At 51.6% G+C, this 18,714-nt stretch carries 15 protein-coding genes, 13 tRNA genes, 1 rRNA gene and 1 pseudogene (1 of these 30 running past the window's edge); 5 read left to right on the top strand and 25 right to left on the bottom strand.

Going from position 1 to position 18,714, the window contains the following annotated elements; all coding sequences use genetic code 11:
- Positions 1–84 precede the first annotated feature (84 nt).
- On the top strand, positions 85–462 hold the full coding sequence (locus ACTID9_RS05040; protein ID WP_441070157.1) for a hypothetical protein: 378 nt from the start codon (positions 85–87) through the stop codon (positions 460–462).
- Positions 463–601: 139 nt separating this feature from the next.
- Here ACTID9_RS05040 and ACTID9_RS05035 read toward each other — a convergent pair whose 3' ends face one another.
- Complete coding sequence (locus ACTID9_RS05035; protein ID WP_354094059.1) at positions 602–736, bottom strand: DUF4023 domain-containing protein; 135 nt, start codon at positions 734–736, stop codon at positions 602–604.
- A gap of 469 nt (positions 737–1,205) precedes the next feature.
- Here ACTID9_RS05035 and ACTID9_RS05030 point away from each other — a divergent pair, with 469 nt between their 5' ends.
- Positions 1,206–3,149, top strand: a complete 1,944-nt coding sequence (locus ACTID9_RS05030) for a clostripain-related cysteine peptidase (RefSeq protein ID WP_441070156.1) — start codon at positions 1,206–1,208, stop codon at positions 3,147–3,149.
- Between the two features lie 182 nt (positions 3,150–3,331).
- Here ACTID9_RS05030 and yhbH read toward each other — a convergent pair whose 3' ends face one another.
- Both yhbH and ACTID9_RS05020 read right to left on the bottom strand, forming a co-directional pair.
- Positions 3,332–4,489 (bottom strand): sporulation protein YhbH, encoded by a 1,158-nt coding sequence (gene yhbH / locus ACTID9_RS05025; protein ID WP_441070155.1) that lies wholly within the window; start codon positions 4,487–4,489, stop codon positions 3,332–3,334.
- Between the two features lie 12 nt (positions 4,490–4,501).
- Positions 4,502–6,400, bottom strand: a complete 1,899-nt coding sequence (locus ACTID9_RS05020) for a PrkA family serine protein kinase (protein ID WP_441070154.1) — start codon at positions 6,398–6,400, stop codon at positions 4,502–4,504.
- A gap of 188 nt (positions 6,401–6,588) precedes the next feature.
- Between ACTID9_RS05020 and ACTID9_RS05015 the strand changes: the two genes are divergently transcribed.
- Positions 6,589–6,900 (top strand): hypothetical protein, encoded by a 312-nt coding sequence (locus ACTID9_RS05015; protein ID WP_441070153.1) that lies wholly within the window; start codon positions 6,589–6,591, stop codon positions 6,898–6,900.
- Here the strand turns inward: ACTID9_RS05015 and ACTID9_RS05010 are convergent.
- The 6 genes from ACTID9_RS05010 to rnhA form a co-directional block, all read right to left on the bottom strand.
- Positions 6,897–7,622: an HAD family hydrolase gene (locus ACTID9_RS05010; RefSeq protein ID WP_441070152.1), complete on the bottom strand. Its 726-nt coding sequence runs from the start codon at positions 7,620–7,622 to the stop codon at positions 6,897–6,899. The two genes, ACTID9_RS05015 and ACTID9_RS05010, sit on opposite strands and share 4 nt — an antisense overlap.
- Before the next feature lie 76 nt (positions 7,623–7,698).
- Positions 7,699–8,169 carry a tRNA (cytidine(34)-2'-O)-methyltransferase gene (locus ACTID9_RS05005; protein WP_441070151.1) on the bottom strand — a complete coding sequence of 157 codons (471 nt, stop codon included), beginning with the start codon at positions 8,167–8,169 and terminating at the stop codon, positions 7,699–7,701.
- A gap of 131 nt (positions 8,170–8,300) precedes the next feature.
- On the bottom strand, positions 8,301–9,326 hold the full coding sequence (locus ACTID9_RS05000) for an amidase domain-containing protein (protein WP_441070150.1): 1,026 nt from the start codon (positions 9,324–9,326) through the stop codon (positions 8,301–8,303).
- Positions 9,327–9,391: 65 nt separating this feature from the next.
- Positions 9,392–9,940, bottom strand: coding sequence for a methylated-DNA--[protein]-cysteine S-methyltransferase (locus ACTID9_RS04995; protein ID WP_441070149.1), 549 nt, complete (start codon positions 9,938–9,940; stop codon positions 9,392–9,394).
- Between the two features lie 33 nt (positions 9,941–9,973).
- The gene (queG, locus tag ACTID9_RS04990; RefSeq protein WP_441072417.1) at positions 9,974–11,089 is read right to left on the bottom strand and encodes a tRNA epoxyqueuosine(34) reductase QueG; all 1,116 of its coding nucleotides are present in this window, start codon (positions 11,087–11,089) and stop codon (positions 9,974–9,976) included.
- A gap of 41 nt (positions 11,090–11,130) precedes the next feature.
- On the bottom strand, positions 11,131–11,565 hold the full coding sequence (rnhA, locus tag ACTID9_RS04985; protein WP_441070148.1) for a ribonuclease HI: 435 nt from the start codon (positions 11,563–11,565) through the stop codon (positions 11,131–11,133).
- A gap of 176 nt (positions 11,566–11,741) precedes the next feature.
- Here rnhA and ACTID9_RS04980 point away from each other — a divergent pair, with 176 nt between their 5' ends.
- Together ACTID9_RS04980 and ACTID9_RS04975 are read left to right on the top strand one after the other, a co-directional pair.
- The gene (locus ACTID9_RS04980; protein WP_441070147.1) at positions 11,742–12,413 is read left to right on the top strand and encodes a B3/B4 domain-containing protein; all 672 of its coding nucleotides are present in this window, start codon (positions 11,742–11,744) and stop codon (positions 12,411–12,413) included.
- A gap of 142 nt (positions 12,414–12,555) precedes the next feature.
- A complete protein-coding gene (locus ACTID9_RS04975; protein WP_441070146.1) occupies positions 12,556–13,071 on the top strand; it encodes a stalk domain-containing protein in 516 nt (171 codons plus the stop codon).
- A 63-nt stretch (positions 13,072–13,134) separates the two neighbouring features.
- On the opposite strand, the gene ACTID9_RS04970 is transcribed toward ACTID9_RS04975, so the two are convergent.
- The 16 genes and pseudogenes from ACTID9_RS04970 to ACTID9_RS04895 all read right to left on the bottom strand — a co-directional run.
- Positions 13,135–14,031, bottom strand: coding sequence for a purine/pyrimidine permease (locus ACTID9_RS04970; protein WP_441070145.1), 897 nt, complete (start codon positions 14,029–14,031; stop codon positions 13,135–13,137).
- A gap of 88 nt (positions 14,032–14,119) precedes the next feature.
- Positions 14,120–14,458: pseudogene (locus tag ACTID9_RS04965) on the bottom strand (purine/pyrimidine permease); the annotation flags it as partial.
- Positions 14,459–14,696: 238 nt separating this feature from the next.
- Positions 14,697–14,778 (bottom strand) — tRNA-Leu (locus ACTID9_RS04960).
- A 9-nt stretch (positions 14,779–14,787) separates the two neighbouring features.
- Positions 14,788–14,861: transfer RNA gene (locus tag ACTID9_RS04955), tRNA-Cys, on the bottom strand.
- A gap of 34 nt (positions 14,862–14,895) precedes the next feature.
- Positions 14,896–14,971 (bottom strand) — tRNA-Gly (locus ACTID9_RS04950).
- A 13-nt stretch (positions 14,972–14,984) separates the two neighbouring features.
- Positions 14,985–15,059, bottom strand: a tRNA-Gln gene (locus ACTID9_RS04945).
- Positions 15,060–15,069: 10 nt separating this feature from the next.
- Positions 15,070–15,145 (bottom strand) — tRNA-His (locus ACTID9_RS04940).
- Positions 15,146–15,168: 23 nt separating this feature from the next.
- Positions 15,169–15,242: transfer RNA gene (locus ACTID9_RS04935), tRNA-Trp, on the bottom strand.
- A gap of 12 nt (positions 15,243–15,254) precedes the next feature.
- Positions 15,255–15,330 (bottom strand) — tRNA-Phe (locus ACTID9_RS04930).
- 184 nt (positions 15,331–15,514) lie between these two features.
- A tRNA-Asp gene (locus tag ACTID9_RS04925) sits at positions 15,515–15,591 on the bottom strand.
- A 76-nt stretch (positions 15,592–15,667) separates the two neighbouring features.
- Positions 15,668–15,744 (bottom strand) — tRNA-Met (locus tag ACTID9_RS04920).
- Positions 15,745–15,920: 176 nt separating this feature from the next.
- Positions 15,921–15,996, bottom strand: a tRNA-Val gene (locus ACTID9_RS04915).
- Positions 15,997–16,004: 8 nt separating this feature from the next.
- Positions 16,005–16,081, bottom strand: a tRNA-Glu gene (locus ACTID9_RS04910).
- A gap of 4 nt (positions 16,082–16,085) precedes the next feature.
- A tRNA-Ser gene (locus tag ACTID9_RS04905) sits at positions 16,086–16,178 on the bottom strand.
- 4 nt (positions 16,179–16,182) lie between these two features.
- Positions 16,183–16,257, bottom strand: a tRNA-Asn gene (locus ACTID9_RS04900).
- Positions 16,258–16,319: 62 nt separating this feature from the next.
- Positions 16,320–18,714, bottom strand: a 23S ribosomal RNA gene (locus ACTID9_RS04895) (it continues 534 nt past the right edge of the window).

The following is an 18,714-nucleotide window of genomic DNA, read 5'->3' as shown; positions in this document are numbered from 1 at the left end:
TAGCAAAATTCCTTACCATAAAATGTAACAGAGCGAGATGAATGTATCGTCAGTCTGTGGCCCGATGGAAGGGCACGCCTAACGTTGGAACGGCTACCGACCTCTAGTCTGGACAAACAGCAGCCCCTCCCCCAAAATGATCGGGAAGAGGGGCTGTTGCTGTTACTTTGCGGTTTTGGCAACAAGGCGCAGCGCATCGGCAGCAGAGTGAGCGGCATCGCAAGCGGCATCCTGAACAGTTTTGTTTCCGGTGTTGGCCGTCCAAATCTCGCCGGGTCGAGCGATCACCTTATCTGCTGCGGCTTTGTCTCATTTCTCCAGAGATTTATCCACATCGTGCTGTGCGAGTCCGTTTTGCTAAATCAATTTGATGCGCTTCTTCGGATATTCCGGATCGATTGCATAACCGCCGTCCTTGATGGCATAACAAGCCGTTTCGTATTCTGCTTCCAGTCGTGGTGAAAAAGAAATAGGAGCCACGTTCGCGGCTCCTCCCATCCTGCAATGTTGTCGGTCGTCATACGGTTTGCCACTGGATATTTCAAACGGGATCAGCAGCTGGCATCGCCCTCTTCCAAAGCGAGCCCCACTACTATGATGCCTAAATTCCCTGCTTGCTCGGCAGCCGCTTCTCCGGATGTCCATATCCTTGATGCTCTTTGTTTTTCTCATCTTTGCGCTGATCGTCCTTGATCTTATCCACAAATTCCTTTGTGCTCATTTTTTCCAAATCCATTCCCAAGTCCTCCTGTCATTTGAAAGTTCCTCTTTATTGTGTCCCACCATCAGCGTTGCATCCCCTGCTGGTAACTGGAAACGGCAGCATCCTCCTATTTAAGGATTACAAAAACGCCGGCATTTTCTGCCGACGTGATAGTATCCTCTTTTAGGAGACAGTGGAAAAAACAAAGTTTAAAACGAGTTGTTTGTAGGTCCCTTCTTCGCTGCATCATAAAGCAATTTTTTCATTGGCTTTGTAGGAACGCCTTTTATCCCGTTGTAATAATCCGAGTAAGCCACACGTACTCGATCGCTTGGCAGCCCTTTTTTGCGCCTCGATTCCTATCTCTTTTGATAGATTGCTCAAATGGAAGGTAAATTTGGGGTAGGGAGAAAAAACCTATCAAAAGTTGGTTTTTATCCTATTCCATTTTGTGTAATCTGAATGTCGTATTCTGTCATAAAAAGAAAGGGAGAGAATTTGGATGAAATTATTTCAAAGTGTGCTTGCCTTGTCGCTGATGACGGCAAGTTTAAGTGGATGTTCAGATGGGCAAACGGCTTCACCAGGCAGTAAGGCTCCGGCAAATGCAACTTCAGTAGCGGATGGTCAAGCGGAATATACCGTGCTGGTCTATATGAACGGCTCCGATCTTGAAAGTGAAGGCGGTGCAGCGTCATCTGACCTCGAAGAGATGATGAATGTTGGCTCGTCTGACAATGTGAATATTGTCGTCGAAACCGGTGGCACGAACAAATGGGGATTTGAAAAAATCAGCAACGAAAAAAACCAGCGCTGGCTGGTCAAAGCCGGAGATATGGAATTGGTTCAAGATGCAGACAAACGCAGCATGGGTGAAGCCAATACGTTAACCGACTTCATTACATGGGGCGTCGAGCACTACCCGGCAAAAAAGTACGCGCTTGTCATGTGGGACCACGGCGCTGGCTCTGTTCACGGCTTCGGTTCCGACGAGCTGTTCGAAGGCGATTCGTTGACGCTGGACGAGATGACAACCGCATTCGCCAAAGCTTTCGAAAAAACTAAAACCAAGTTCGAGGTGGTCGGTTTTGACGCATGCTTGATGGCAAACCTGGAAACCGCCAAAGTCGTTTCGCCTTTCGCTAACTATCTGGTTGCATCCGAGGAATTGGAACCGGGTCACGGCTGGAACTATACCCCCGTCCTGCAGGAGCTGACAGCCAATCCGGCGATGACCGGCGATGCGCTGGGCAAATCGATTGCTGACCACTTCAAGGAGCAGGCGAAACAAGAAGGAACAGCGGACAGCATCACCCTGTCTGTCGTAAATCTCGCAAAAGTCGGAGAAGTCGAAACAGCGCTTGATGGAATGGTGGCCAATCTGTCGCCAGGCATCAACGACGTCGAAACCGTCAAATGGGTCTCCAACGCTCGCTACAAGTCCGAAGATTACGGCAGCGCAGGCGCGCATGGCGGCAACACGGACATGGCAGACCTGGCCGATCTGGCGAAGCATTTGGAGCCGAAATACCAGCAGCAAGCGACCAACCTGTCGAACGCCATCCAGCAGGCAGTCGTCTACAATATCACAAGTAAATCGAAGCCGCACGCCAAAGGGCTTTCCATCTACTTCCCTTCCAAAGACAAGGAAAATTTCGCAAGCAATCTGGAAATTTACAAAAAGAACAAATTCTCTCCTGCTTACCAGGAGTATATTGCGGCGTACGCCTCAAGGCTGCTTGGCAACACAAAGCCAATTGCATTCGTTGCCGCCAAGCCGAAGGAACTCCCTGCTCAGCAGAAACCAACCGATTCACCGACATCGGGAGATAATGCTGAACAACCTATGTATGAAGTGCAGATCAATCCTGAGGACGTTTCCAGCATTACGGAGCTGTATAGCATTGTCGGCCGTTATGCTCCCGGTTCTGAAACCAAGGTGCAAATTCTTGGCATTGACAACTACGATGTTGAACTCGATGAGAAAACCGGTACGATCAAAGGATATTTTGCCGGGGAAGGCGCCATGCTCAACGGCCAGTATGTCTCCCTATTCCTCGCTGACCAGAATGAGGAATATACCGAATACTCGATCCCTGTTGTGTTAAACGGCAAGGAAGTGGATATCATGGTGCTGTACAGTCACGATTCTGGAGAAACAGAAATTCTTGGCGCTTGGCCGGGCATTAATAAAGAAACAAACATACCTGACAAAGATTTGATCCGCCTGAAGGCTGGAGACAAAATTACACCTCTTTACTACTACTATGATGAGAGCACGGATGCAGAAGGGTATGACAAAGGGACAGAATTCGTCGTGGGAGAAGAATTGAAAATGGATTTCGAACATCTTCCCAAAGGGGATTATGTTTACGGTTTCTACACCGTGGATTACGCCCAAAACGAAAATTACTCCGATATGGTGGAGATCTCCATCGATGAATAAATCTGTTTCATGAATTGAACATACCGGGTACGCGGCCAATGGGACTGCCCCCGTAATGTGAGACAAATCAAATCACCTTTAAGAGAACACAACCATGTCGCATAAAAAAGCCGCTTTTGTCAATTGTGACAAAGCGGCTTTGTATAGCACCTGATATTTTGTTGTTTGCATCAATAATTGCCTTAATTCAACTCTTCCCTCTTCCCAAAAAACGTCTTCAACGCTTTGAACACTTCACCTTTTTCCCGGATGACGGAATACATGAACTTCGGATCTTTGACATGCCGGTAGGCGGACATCAAGGTGCTGTGCCTATTATACTGATTAACCTCGCCGTATCCGAACATATTGCACCGCTCCATCAGTTCCTTTACCAGCTTGACGCAGCGCTCATTGTCAGAGGTCAAATTATCGCCATCGGAGAAATGGAACGGGTAAATGTTGTACATGGACGGCGGATACCGTGCATCGATGATCTCCAGCGCTTTTCGATACGCGGAAGAGCAAATCGTTCCGCCGCTCTCGCCTTTGGAAAAGAAGGCGTCCTCGCTCACTTCCTTGGCGTCCGTATGATGAGCGATGAAGGCGATCTCCACCTTCTCATACTTGGTGCGCAGGAAACGCAGCATCCAGAAGAAGAAGCTGCGGGCGATATACTTTTCAAATACCCCCATCGAGCCTGACGTATCCATCATCGCGATGATCACCGCATTGGAATGCGGCTTGATGATATCCTCCCACGTCTTAAAGCGCAAATCGTCATTGGTGATGCCGGTCTCCATGTCACTATAGCCGGCCAGTGCGTTGCGGCGGATGGCCGCGAGCAGCGTGCGCCGCTTGTCGATGTTGCCCATCAGCCCTTTTTTGCGCACATCGGTGAACCGTGACTCCTCAATGGTGATCTCATTTTCATCCTTGCGTTGCAGGTTGGGCAGCTCCAGCTCCTCGAACAGCATTGCCTGAAGCTCTTCGACCGTGATTTCAACTTCATAATAATCCTGGCCGGGTTGGTCGCCGGCGCCTTGCCCTTTCCCTGCCCCTTGGGCCGGGTCTCCGTCTTTGGCAATGACGTCGCCGACTTTCGAGTTGCCTTTCCCCTGTCCGCCGTGCTGGCCTTTTTGAAAATTATAGCGGAATCTGTATTCGTCCAACGAACGAATCGGAATTTTCACAACATCCCGTCCGTTCGACATGATGATACTTTCCTCACTGACCAAATCAGGCAGATTTTTTTTAATCGCCTCTTTTACTTTTTCCTGATGTCGATTCTGGTCTTGGTGTCCTTTACGATGAAGGCTCCAATCCTCCTTGGAGACGATAAAAGAGTGCGAATCCTCCATACGGTCACCCCCTTATCTGTTTAAGAGACTCCCCACGTAACGGAGCAGCTCGTTGGCGCAAATCGGGCAATAACCATGCTCATCAATCAGTCGCTTCGTGACCTCATTGATCTTTTTCAGCTGGGTTTCATCCGGTGTTTTGCTGGAGGTCGTGATTTTCACAACGTCCTTCAGGTCGGCGAACAGTTTTTTCTCGATCGCTTCGCGCAAACGGTCGTGCGTGCTGTAGTCGAACCGTTTTCCTTTGCGCGCGTAGGCCGAGATGCGGATGAGAATCTCTTCGCGGAACGCCCGCTTCGCATTTTCCGAGATACCGATCTGTTCCTCGATGGAACGCATCAGGCGCTCATCGGGGTCCATCTCCTCGCCGGTGACAGGGTCACGCATTTTTTGCATGTTGCAAAACGATTCCACATTGTCGAGATAGTTATCCATCATCGTTTTGGCCGACTCTTCAAAGCTGTAGACGAATGCTTTCTGCACTTCTTTCTTCGCCAGCTCATCATACTCTTTGCGTGCCACAGAAATGAAATTCAGGTATCGGTCCCGCTGTTCTTTGGTAATGGACGCATGCTGGTCCAGTCCTTCCTTCAAAGCACGGAGAATGTCAAGCGCATTGATGCACTCCGTATCCCGTCTGATCAGCGCGCTGGAAATCCGGTTGATGACATAGCGCGGGTCAATTCCGGACATCCCCTCATCGCTGTGCTCCGTGCGCAGCTCTTCAATATCGGCCCCTTTGAAGCCCTCCACCGATTCGCCGTCATAAAGACGCATTTTCTTGAGCAGATCGGCTCCCTGCTTTTTGGATTCCTTCAACCGCGTCAAAATGGAGAAAATCGCCGCGGCCCGGAATGCGTGCGGAGCGATATGCACATGGCCGAGATCGGACTGGCCGATCAGCTTGGAGTAAATTTTTTCCTCGTCGCTGACCTTCAGGTTGTAAGGCACAGGCATCACGATGATCCGCGATTGCAGCGCTTCGTTCTTTTTGTTCGCGATAAACGACTTGTATTCCGATTCGTTCGTATGGGCGACAATCAGCTCATCTGCCGAGATCAGCGCAAAGCGGCCGGCTTTGAAATTCCCTTCCTGCGTCAGCGACAACAGATGCCACAAAAATTTCTCATCGCATTTGAGCATTTCCTGGAATTCCATCAAGCCGCGGTTCGCTTTGTTCAATTCCCCGTCAAAACGGTAGGCGCGTGGATCGGACTCGGAGCCATACTTGGTGATGGTGGCAAAGTCGATGCTGCCCGTCAAATCGGCAATGTCCTGCGATTTCGGGTCTGACGGACTGAACGTCCCGATTCCGACACGTTCTGCTTCCGAGAACAAAATGCGACGGACAGGGAAATCCTCAATCCGCCCGCCATATTCCGTCTCCAGCCGCATCCGGTTGTACGGGGTCAGCTCGCCTTCGATTTTGATGCCCAGTTCAGCCTCCACTTCAGGACGCAGCTCGCGGGGAATGAGATGGAGCGGCTCCTCCTGCATCGGGCAACCGTCCAACGCATAGACGGCCCCATCATCCGTACGGCTGTAGTCCTCCAAACCGCGTTTGAGCATCGTCACAATCGTTGATTTACCACCGCTGACCGGCCCCATCAACAGGAGAATCCGCTTGCGCACATCAAGCCTTCTCGCCGCAGAGTGGAAATACTCCTCCACCAAGCGTTCAACCGCTCGATCGAGCCCATAGATCTCCCGGCTAAAAAATGTATACGAACGACTTCCATCCTCATTCTCTTCAATCCCTGCGTTCCGAATCATGTTATAGACCCGGGAATGTGCAGTTTGTGCAATGGTTGGGTTTTTTCTGACCAGCTCCAGGTATTCCGCAAACGTGCCTTTCCACGCCAATTTTTCTTCACGTGTGCGGTGTTCCGAAATTCTTCTCAAGATATCCATGCTGCTCACTCCTCCCTGTACCGCCGCTTTCTTTCGCACGACAATGTACTATCATGTTTATGTTCTGCCTTGAACCTGCATGCCCAAAACAGCCAGTTTACCAAAGGAAACATGCGTGACAACTGATACCTTTCCATATTTTTATGCAGAAACCTAAAACATGTATACCAGCTCGGCGGGAAAAGATTATGGAACGTGAAACCGGGTTGCAACAAAACTGTCATGGATACGCGGTTTGCAAAACGGGGAGGCTAGTTTATAATAAAAACATTATGGTGGAAAAGGGGCGTACATATGGGTACTTTTATCGTCGGACTTGTATTTGCATTATTCGTTTTCTTCATCCTGACCGCCGGATACAACGAGGACAAAACCTGGAATCTGTAAGAGCGGCGAAAAAAGAGCAAAGGCAGGAGCCATCGGGCTTCCTGCCTTTTTCTTATCAGCTTTTTGCTTGGGATTGGGTTAGCCCCGGCTCGATCACTCTGCCTATGCCTTAAGCGAAAATGCCTTCCCGATTCGCCAATGCCTGGTAAAGCTCTTCAATCGTACCGGTCTGATCGATCGGATACAACGGTTCCCCGCGATTTTCCACGTAATTGGTAACCAAATACGTTTTCATCCCGATTCTGCTCGCCGCCATATCTTCCTGCATATGATTTCCGATCATGATGCATGCGGAAGGCGATACGCCCAGCTTTTCGCAAATTTCGCGGTAATACCCCTCATGCGGCTTTGTATAGTGGGATTCCTCATACACCGTAACCAACTCAAAATCATCGGGAGACAGCCCGATCCAGCTCAAACGGCTATGGATCGCCTCTCGCGGAAACACCGGATTCGTTGCGACAGCCAGCCGGTACCCCGCTTGCTTCGCGGCCTCCACGATTTTTTTGGCCCATGGGGAAGGATAGGTGTAATGGGACAGCTCGGGAAACACCTCTTTATAAAAGGCATCAAAGATCGGCCAAATGTCTTCCTTTGTGACGCCGCTCTTTGCCAAAAACCGTTCGATGAACACCTGTTCATTGGTTTTATGCGGCTCATCGCTTGTAATCATCGCCTTTGTCGCATCCCACACCAGTGCAACCAGCGTTTCGGCATCAAAGCGATCGCCGACATACTTGCTCAATTCTTTCAGGTATGCCTTCACGAACGCTTCCGTATGCATTTCCAGCAGCGTCCCATCCAGGTCAAACAATAGGGTACTTCTCTTTTCCATCGCTTCTCATCCTCGCTTTTGTCAGGAACATGTTTTGACAGCTTGTCCATACAAGCTTTGTTCGGTTGCGGGCAAGCTAGTCCAAATCGGGAAATCCAAGCTGCCGAAATGCCTCGAACACGACGATCGCGGCGCAGTTGGACAAATTGATGGAACGCGTCGCTCCCCCCATTGGGATGCGGATCCCGTTTTCCCGATATTCCTCGACGAGTTCGGGAGGCAAACCGGTTGTCTCTTTCCCAAGGATGATGAAGTCGCCATCCTGAAATTGCACATCGGTATATCGCTTTTCCCCTGTCGTTTCAACAAGATAAAAACGGCCCGGTCCATTTCCGTGAACCTGCTTGAAATGGGCAAAATCATCATAATGATGGACCGTGACAGCATGCCAATAATCAAGCCCGGCTCGTTTCAAATAACGGTCGTCTGTGGAAAAGCCCAACGGATGAATTAAATGCAAATGAGCCCCAGTCGCTGCGCATGTCCGGGCGATATTGCCCGTATTGGCAGGAATGAGCGGCTCATGCAGCACGATATGTAGCGGCATCTTTTGTAACTCCTTCAATTTCTCTGATGGTAAAATATTTATTTGTACCTTGGCACGTGCAAACGTACAAGCAGCAGGGCGCGAACCATCCGAAAGACGACAGCTCGCGTCGACCCCCATGCCGGTTTTTCTTACACGGTTCCCCGGATATGAAAAAAATCATACTTGATGTTATCCGTATAGGCAGTGGAATCCTTGTACTCCCAGTAACGTTTGCTGCTGTTTGTCGTATGGGCATTGACAAGCGGCATGCCGTTGCTGTCCTTGCCGGTGACGATTGTGTTATGCTGCCAATGACCGTCTCCGTCAAAGTCATAGCAGATAACATCCCCCAGCTCCAGCTCCTCGGGACTGCTCTTTCGCACGGCATGCATCGGGGCCTTCCCTGAAGCAAGCAGCCTGTGCAAGCTGTTGGCCACGGCCCAGCTATAGCTCCAGTTTTCATGCCAGCCGCGAAACCACCAGCCTGAGCTTTTGTTGCCCGTGCCGATCATGGGAATCCCGCCCGCGTACAGACATTGCGAAATAAAGTTGGTGCAATCCACTTCCAGATAAGGATAGGCGGGATTCGGATTGTCCCAATGCGTATCCGCATAAAGTACCGCGCGCAACCGGTCGTAACCGCCGCCTTGCCCCTTAACGACGGGAATCGCTGGCTGAACGTGTTCCGTATGCTGTTCTTCCTTGCCAGACTGCAAAGCGAAACCTTCGGTATATGCAATCTGGCCAGTTTGCCCGCCATCGTGCGCAGCCGTTCCACGTGGCGACAAATTGCTCGGCTCCCATTGCTTTTGGAACCCCCACTTTCCGTTGATTCGCTGCAAAGAAACCTTTTTGGTGAGGCTCACTTGTTGCTGTAACGGCTGATCTCCATGCCGATAGTGAAGCTGTTGGTACAGCTTCAGCACCACATCAACCTGATTCGGCCCCCGTTCCTGCGTCTGGAGCGGCCTGGCGCTGATTTTGGCTGTGAGCGGAACGGCTCGGCGGCTTTTCAGCTGGGCAAATTCCCTTTGCCACCGAACGGCCTCTTGCCGCCTGTCCTCCGCATCCCAAAACGCTCGTGTCAACTCATCCAACTTTCCCGTAACCATAGCACGGTTTACCTGCTCGATATAAGATTTCAGAAAAGCTCTCCATTCGCCATATGCACGCATGACCGGCACCCCCATCGTTTTGGTGAGAGTATATGTCAGAATGCGTACAGACAGCACATATCGGTCTACTCAGCCGCGAATAAGCTGATTTGTTCTGTGGCCGGCGGCAAGACACCTTCCAGCCGCAGCAAATGCTCCTTGATCGATAAGCCACCGCCATAGCCCACCATAGAGCCGCCAGCCCCGATGACACGGTGGCACGGGATAATCAGCGGGATCGGGTTTTTGTTGTTTGCTCCGCCGACCGCTCGCACGGCTTTGCTTGAACCGATGAATTCGGCGATATCTTTATAAGAACGCGTCTCTCCATATGGAATGTGCGTTAACGCAGTCCAAACCGTTTGTTGGAACGGTGTGCCGTACAAATCAAGGGCCACCGTAAAATCCCGCCTGATTCCGGCAAAATATTGTTCAAGCTCCGCGACCGCTTGGCCATTGCGCTCATCGTCGGGAACAGGCAGCTGCAGCCCGTGCTTCTGACACCAGACGGCAAGCGACCGGACCGCGTCTTCATCGGCACTAAAATGGATGTAACATAGCCCCTTTTCTGTCGATGCAACCAATAATGATCCGATCGGCGTTTCCATTGCGGTATACCCTACTGTTCCTGCCATTCGCTCATGCCTCCTGTCCCTTATGATCGTTGTTCAGACTGTCGCCGCCTGCTGCCAAAGCGCCAATCCTTTGTTGATTTCTGCCAGCGCCTCCTCATCTTTCTCTGCGGAAAGCGCCTCCTGCAAAGCTTCTTTCGCCTGTGCGCCGCCAATTTTCCCAAGCGCCCACGCGGCAGTGCCACGGATGACCGGGCGCGGGTCTTTTTGGAGCAAGCGGATCAAATCGGGCACGGCGCTTTGGTCTTTAAAGTGAGCAAGCGCCAAAATTGCGTTGCGCTGAATCGGCTTGCGGCCTCGCCAAGCGGACGATGATTTTCCGAATACATCCTTGAACTCACGGTTCCCCATGGACAAGATGGGCACCAACAGCGGCTTGGCCACCTCCGGGTCAGGCGTAAACTCGGGATGGAATTCAAAATGCTTTCCTTTATTTTTGGGACAAACAGTCTGGCATGTGTCACAGCCATACAACCTGTTGCCGATTTTGGAACGGAATTCGTCAGGGATAAAATCTTTCACCTGTGTCAAAAATGCAACACAACGCTGCGAATTCAGCTGCCCTCCCTGAACGAGCGCACCGGTTGGACATGCATCCACGCAAATGTTGCAATCACCACAGCCCTCCTCGATCGGTGCGTCTGGCGGGAGCGGGAGACTCGTGACCAACTCGCCGAGGTAGACCCATGAGCCGAATTCCGGTGTAATGATCGCGCAGTTTTTTCCGGACCAGCCGATGCCTGCGCGCTCTGCTACGGCCCGATCGGACAAAACCCCGGTATCGACCATCGATTCGATCATCGCTCCTGGCTCCAGCTCACGGATAAACGCGGTCAGCTTCTCCATCTTCTCGCGCAGCACATGATGGTAATCCGTTCCCCATGCCGAACGGCTCAAAATCCCGCGGTATGCACCGGGAACCGATTTGGGTGGATTTTTCATTTTGGAAGGGTAAGCTAACGCGACGGCGATCAGGGAACGAGCCTCGGGAATGGTTAATGCTGGATCTGTTCGCTTTTCCAGATCAGGCTCTTCAAAGCCGGATTCGAACCCGCTCTCACGGTGCACCTGAAGCCGTTCTTTCAAGTCCAGGAACGGATCAGCGGTGGCAAACCCGATTTTGTCGATTCCAATCTCGCCGGCATACTGCATGATCGCCTCTTTTGTCTGCTGCCAATAGGTTTGTTCGCTGGTCACGCCCGCTTGATCGCTCCTGTCGCCAGCTCATCGCAACGGTTGTTCCACTCGTTGTCCGCATGCCCTTTCACTTTGACGAATGTCACCTTATGCGTTCCTGTCAGCTGGAGAATTTCCTTCCAAAGATCCTGATTTTCCACCGGCTGGTTTTTGCTGTTTTTCCAGCCGTTGCGCTGCCATCCCTTATACCACCCTTGTTGAAAACAATTGATCAAATAGGCGCTGTCGCTATACAGCGTGACATTGCAAGGTTCCTTTAGCAAGGACATCGCTTCGATCGCTGCCTGCAGCTCCATTCGGTTGTTGGTTGTATTTTGTGCTGAACCGGAAATCTCTTTTTTGTGAGCACCGTAAAAAAGCACGGCCCCCCAGCCGCCCGGTCCTGGATTCCCGGAACAAGCGCCATCCGTATAAATCGTTACATCCTTCATCGGCGGTGTTCCTCCCTTTTCATCATAGTTTCATTGTACAAAAGGACAGAGCGTTACACAAAGAATTTAGCGGCATTTCCGCATAGAAAGATTGTCTGTTCATGTGAAAGGCCCCACCCCCCTCATTGTGATATACTACCAAAAGGTACCATTTTCGTTTGGAAAGGAGCATTTTCATGAACATCACCATCGACGCTGCGGTCAGTCAGAAGCTGCCCGGCTTTTCGTTAGGCATTATCGAGTATGAAGGCGCTTCTGTCAGCGATTCGCCCAAAATGCTGCAAGGACGTATCAATTTTTTTGTCGAGATGCTCCGTCTCGACCGGTCTATCGAAACCATCACGGACATACCGGGCGTGCAAGGATGGCGGGCTGCGTTCAAAAAACTGGGCATCGATCCTTCCCGCTATCGCCCCTCTTCAGAGGCTTTGCTGCGCCGCCTGCTTCAAGGCAATCCGTTTTTTTGGGTAAATTCGGCTGTGGACGTAAACAATTTTCTTTCTGTCCATCATGCGCTTCCGTTTGGGATTTATGATAAAAGCACCCTGCAAGGCGATATTGTGTGCCGAATCGGACAAGATACCGATCGCTATCCCGGTCTGAATGGACGAGAGATGGATATGACGAGCAAGCTGCTGCTGGCAGATGAGCTGGGCGCGTTCGGCAGTCCCATCGTTGATTCGGTCCGCTCGAAAGTAACGGAAGCATCCGCGGACCTCATCCAGTTCCTGTTTTTCCATGAGGAGATTCCGGCGGAAGAGGCCGAACAAGCCCTCGGCTCCGCTGCCCGGATGTTCACCGAAGTGAACGGCGGCACCGTGTCCAACCAGCGCATCCTGCATACCTGAAAAGGGCAAAAGGCCTACTGGCTGTGCAGGTTGCGCCCCTCTTAGTTATCCGTTCCTATTACCGATGATTGATACCGCTCCTTCATGTTTTTTGGCATAATATCCCTAGAGTAACTACAACAAGAATGGGGCTAATTATGCAATGAAGTGGGATCTGAAATCATTTGTCGGCGGCATCCTCATCGGTTCCGCTCTATTTTCCGGCTTGGCCTGGGCTTCATCTAGCAATGATGTCGCATTGGAAGCAAGCAAAATTCCTTATACGTACTATTTTGATGGCATTCCTAAATCTCCTACCCTTGATGTGCAAGGCATTTTGCACAAAAACACCGTTTACGTCCCCATCCGTTTTGTGGCCGAGAGCGTAGGCAAAACTGTGATGTACGACGGCAAATCCAAGTCCATTTATATCGGGAAGCTTCCTGCTTCCAAGATGTTTTCCAAGACAGAAGCGGTCGAATTGGTCAAGAAAAAGTACGGCCAAAACATTCCTGCCAATTATCAGGTTGAGTACGACCATGACGACGAAAACGGGCACTATGTTGTCCACGTTTACCAGCAGGTCGTCAACAACTTCCAGACTGGGGACGGCTACACGAATACATATGGCTGGTTTACCATCAACCCGAACACAGGAGATGTCAAATCCTTGTTCTAATGAAGGAAAAGTAAGCGGGCTGCCGCACTCATGTTGAAGAAGCAACAGCAAGCAGAATGGCTATCAATCCTTGCCATCTGCTTGCTGTTTTGTTTTGTCCCGCATGATAACATGTTCGAACAGGAGCGCAACCAATACGCCTAATAGCAGGCCATTTCCCAGCAAAAAGCTGAGCAACGGATGCAGGCTTTTCCATGCATCGGTCGGCACAAACATCACGCCTACCCCAACCAGCAACGCGCTGCCGAGCACAATGATACCGCGCTCGTCCAGCCGTGCCCGGGCGAAATCTTTCAAGCCAAACCCCAGCAGTTGCGTATAGGACACAAACATCGCCGCATAGGCGACAGGCGTAGGGATTGAGGTGAGAAATGCCGAGATCGTGGGAAAGACGCCGATGATCATCATCAAGACCATCGCCACGATAAAAGGAAGACGCGAGGCCAGCTTGGTGGTTTGAATGACCGCAGCAGCGAGTGAGATGGGGATCATCCCCACGACACCGGTTGAACCTGCGATGAGATGGGAGACCCTGGTAAAAATTCCACCGCGATTATACACTTCCTTCTCAGCTTTCACCCCTACACTAGCCCCGACTACCGCCAGACTGGTAATCAGATTGGTCAGCAGGACAAATCCCGTGAGCAAGCTGGTCAAAACGATTCCGGCATCCCAGCGCGGCGGCCCCCAGAAGAAAAACGTCGGCCAAGCAAAAATCTCCCCGGAAGCTCGTACCGGCTGTGTCCATCCTAAACCTGCGCAAATCAACCATCCGATGACGATGCCGAGCAGCACGGCAAAGCTGGCGATCTTCCTGATTCGCAAAAACCAGATGACCAACCCCATCACAACCAGCGACAAGATCGCAATGCCCGGCTGGACTTGAATGGAACCGTTGTACCCGACTCCAAGCATCCCTTTGATAAAATTGCTGCACAGCGAAATGGACAGCAACGTCATATACGTTCCCGTAATCGCCGGGGGTAAACCATTCCTGAATTTTTCCGATCCAGCCCTTCAACCCTAAAAACAGAAACATTGCTCCACACAACAGCAACCCAAGTTCAAACGACTGCCCGATCTGGCTTGGCGCCACCCCGATGCTCATTCCGATCTGCGCCAAAATGATGAAAATCCCCCACCAGAGGCCAGCTGGCCCCTCCATCAGCGGATAACGGTGGCCCAACCATACTTGCAGCAGCGATGCGACCCCGACAAAAAAGATCGTCTGCTGCATAAAGCTATGGCTTTGCGCTGTGTCCAGCCCGTAAATTTGGCTGATCATCAATGGGACGACAAATGTGTTTGCCAATGTCACAATCAGCCATTGAAGTGCCCCAACGATCGTGACCCCGATCGGCGGCGTTTCGTGTAAGCCGTACCTCATCTTCTCCCTCCATTCTTGTACATGTATATGCCCGTACAGTGGAAAAAGCCTCTCTCTGAAGTTTTCGTGTTCCCCTTCCTGCTATACATCCCGTTAGTAGGGACTATTATCCATTCTGATTCATTCCCCTGCTTATTCAAGAAAACTTCTCCTGGTGAACCTGTTGATCGAAAAGTGTCCATCATAACAAAAAAACCCTTTCGATCCATTTGATCAAAAGAGCTTGTGTGTGATTGTATGGTGCCGGTGAAGGGACTTGAACCCCCACGGTTTCCCTCACGATTTTGAGTCGCGCGCGTCTGCCATTCCGCCACACCGGCATATTACATTGGAGGAGGTACCCGGATTTGAACCGGGGGTGAGGGTTTTGCAGACCCGTGCCTTACCACTTGGCTATACCTCCATATAATAAAAACAAACCATTTCAGATAAAGAAATGGAGCGGACGAAGGGTCTCGAACCCTCGACCTTCGCCTTGGCAAGGCGACGCTCTACCAATTGAGCTACGTCCGCATAATGGTGAATATGGCTGGGGTACTAGGATTCGAACCTAGGAATGACGGAGTCAAAGTCCGTTGCCTTACCGCTTGGCTATACCCCAAAATTGAAAATGGGGCGATCGATGGGACTTGAACCCACGAGTGCCGGAGCCACAATCCGGTGCGTTAACCCCTTCGCCACGACCGCCATATGGATCAAATGAAATTGATTGGCAGGGGCAGTAGGAATCGAACCCACACCAAAGGTTTTGGAGACCTTCGTTCTACCTTTAAACTATGCCCCTATTATTTTTTAATGGTGGTTCGGGACGGAATCGAACCGCCGACACGAGGATTTTCAGTCCTCTGCTCTACCGACTGAGCTACCGAACCGCACTCGTGTGAGTAATGTGCCATAAATGGCGGAGCTGACGGGACTCGCTACCTACTGGCGACACTGCGTCGAATTGCTTCTTTGCGTAGCCAGATGAGTTGTACCCGAGCAAATACCACCTAGAAATCACTGCGAGGGTAAACCCGGAACGGGTGAGAGACCCGTCTCACAGCTTCTTTGAAATGGCGGAGCTGACGGGACTCGAACCCGCGACCTCCGGTGTGACAGACCGGCGTGAACTCCAACTTCACCACAGCTCCATATTTGATTGACCCTACGTGTACTACGATTCTACTTGAGCAGGATGTTATTTCGAGGTCGTGCAAGTAGAAAATTTGGTTGCGGGGACAGGATTTGAACCTGTGACCTTCGGGTTATGAGCCCGACGAGCTACCGAGCTGCTCCACCCCGCGACGGTAATATATTTATATGGTGGAGGCTGACGGGATCGCTGCCTACTGGCGATACTGCGTCGAATTACTTCTATGCGCAGCCAGATCAGTTGTACCCGAGCAATTCTCCTGGATTCACTACAAAGGGTGAACCGCTTGCGGTGAGATCCACAGCTTACACCGATGAGTGAAACGAATGGTGGAGGCTGACGGGATCGAACCGCCGACCCTCTGCTTGTAAGGCAGATGCTCTCCCAGCTGAGCTAAGCCTCCGTGAAATATGGTGACCCGTAGGGGATTCGAACCCCTGTATGACAGCGTGAAAGGCTGCTGTGTTAAACCGCTTCACCAACGGGCCATGATGGCGGATGGAGTGGGATTTGAACCCACGAGACGAGTTGTCCCCGCCTACACGATTTCCAATCGTGCTCCTTCGGCCGCTCGGACATCCATCCATACTGGCTCCTCAGGACGGACTCGAACCGCCAGCCTACCGGTTAACAGCCGGTTGCTCCACCATTGAGCTACTGAGGAATATTCGGTTGAAGGACTTGTTCCTTCAAAACCGGATACGCAAGTCATTGCTATGGATTGTTGTGGATAAGCCCTCGACCGATTAGTATTCGTCAGCTCCACGCGTTACCGCGCTTCCACACCGAACCTATCAACCTCATCGTCTATGAGGGGTCTTACCAGATTAACTCTGTGGGAAATCTCATCTCAAGGGGGGCTTCACGCTTAGATGCTTTCAGCGCTTATCCCGTCCATACATAGCTACCCAGCTGTGCTCCTGGCGGAACAACTGGTGCACCAGCGGTATGTCCACCCCGGTCCTCTCGTACTAAGGGCAGCTCCTTTCAAATTTCCTACGCCCGCGACAGATAGGGACCGAACTGTCTCACGACGTTCTGAACCCAGCTCGCGTACCGCTTTAATGGGCGAACAGCCCAACCCTTGGGACCTACTTCAGCCCCAGGATGCGATGAGCCGACATCGAGGTGCCAAACCTCCCCGTCGATGTGGACTCTTGGGGGAGATAAGCCTGTTATCCCCAGGGTAGCTTTTATCCGTTGAGCGATGGCCCTTCCATGCGGAACCACCGGATCACTAAGCCCGACTTTCGTCCCTGCTCGACTTGTAGGTCTCGCAGTCAAGCTCCCTTGTGCCTTTACACTCTACGAATGATTTCCGACCATTCTGAGGGAACCTTTGGGCGCCTCCGTTACTTTTTAGGAGGCGACCGCCCCAGTCAAACTGCCCACCTGGCATGGTCCTCGCACCCGATAAGGGTGCCGAGTTAGAAACTCCGTACATCAAGGGTGGTATCCCACCGACAGCTCCACAGAGGCTGGCGCCCCTGCTTCTCAGCTTCCCACCTATCCTGTACATGATGCACAAAGTTCCAATACCAGGCTACAGTAAAGCTCCATGGGGTCTTTCCGTCTTGTCGCGGGTAACCTGCATCTTCACAGGTATTATGATTTCACCGGGTCTCTTGCCGAGACAGCGCCCAAGTCGTTACGCCTTTCGTGCGGGTCGGAACTTACCCGACAAGGAATTTCGCTACCTTAGGACCGTTATAGTTACGGCCGCCGTTTACTGGGGCTTCGGTTCAAAGCTTCGCTTGCGCTAACCCATCCCCTTAACCTTCCAGCACCGGGCAGGCGTCAGCCCCTATACTTCGCCTTGCGGCTTCGCAGAGACCTGTGTTTTTGCTAAACAGTCGCTTGGGCCTTTTCACTGCGGCCCCCTCGGGCTTTAACACCCTACCGAGGCGCCCCTTCTCCCGAAGTTACGGGGCCATTTTGCCGAGTTCCTTAGCAAGAGTTATCCCGCGCACCTTAGGATTCTCTCCTCGCCTACCTGTGTCGGTTTGCGGTACGGGCACCAGATTGCTCACTAGACGCTTTTCTTGGCAGTGTGAAATCAGGGACTTCGGTACTAAAATTTCCCTCGCCATCACGGCTTGCCCTTATGATGTGCGGATTTGCCTACACATCAGGCTTACTGCTTAGACGGCCATCCAATAGGCCGCTCACCCTATCCTCCTGCGTCACGCCATCGCTCAAACGCAATCACGGTGGTACTGGAATATCAACCAGTTGTCCATCGCCTACGCCTTTCGGCCTCAGCTTAGGTCCCGACTAACCCTGGGAGGACGAGCCTTCCCCAGGAACCCTTAGGCTTTCGGTGGACAAGATTCTCACTTGTCTTTTCGCTACTTACACCAGCATTCTCACTTCCAAGCGCTCCACCGCTCTTTCCAGTACGGCTTCACTGCTGCTTGGAACGCTCCCCTACCCAGTCCGTTAGGACTGCCATAGCTTCGGTGGTATGTTTAGCCCCGTTACATTTTCCGCGCAGAGTCACTCGACCAGTGAGCTATTACGCACTCTTTAAATGGTGGCTGCTTCTAAGCCAACATCCTGGTTGTCTGGGCAACTCCACATCGTTTCCCACTTAACATACACTTGGGGACCTTAGCTGATGGTCTGGGCTGTTTCCCTTTTGACGACGGATCTTAGCACTCGCCGTCTGACTCCCGGACATAAGTTTTTGGCATTCGGAGTTTGACTGAGTTCGGTAACCCGATGAGGGCCCCTAGCCCAATCAGTGCTCTACCTCCAAAACTCTAAGTCCGAGGCTAGCCCTAAAGCTATTTCGGGGAGAACCAGCTATCTCCGAGTTCGATTGGAATTTCACCGCTAGCCACACCTCATCCCCGCACTTTTCAACGTGCGTGGGTTCGGGCCTCCAGTAGGTGTTACCCTACCTTCACCCTGGACATGGCTAGATCACACGGTTTCGGGTCTACGGCAACGTACTTGCGCCCTGTTCAGACTCGCTTTCGCTGCGGCTCCGTCTCTTCGACTTAACCTCGCACGTTACCGTAACTCGCCGGTTCATTCTACAAAAGGCACGCCGTCACACATAAACAGTGCTCCGACTATTTGTAAGCACACGGTTTCAGGTACTCTTTCACTCCCCTCC

Source organism: Brevibacillus fluminis, from assembly GCF_052072235.1.
Lineage (GTDB): Bacteria > Bacillota > Bacilli > Brevibacillales > Brevibacillaceae > Brevibacillus_D > Brevibacillus_D fluminis_A.
The sequence above is the reverse complement of the archived record's forward strand: the minus strand, read 5'-3'. Positions and strand labels throughout refer to the sequence as shown.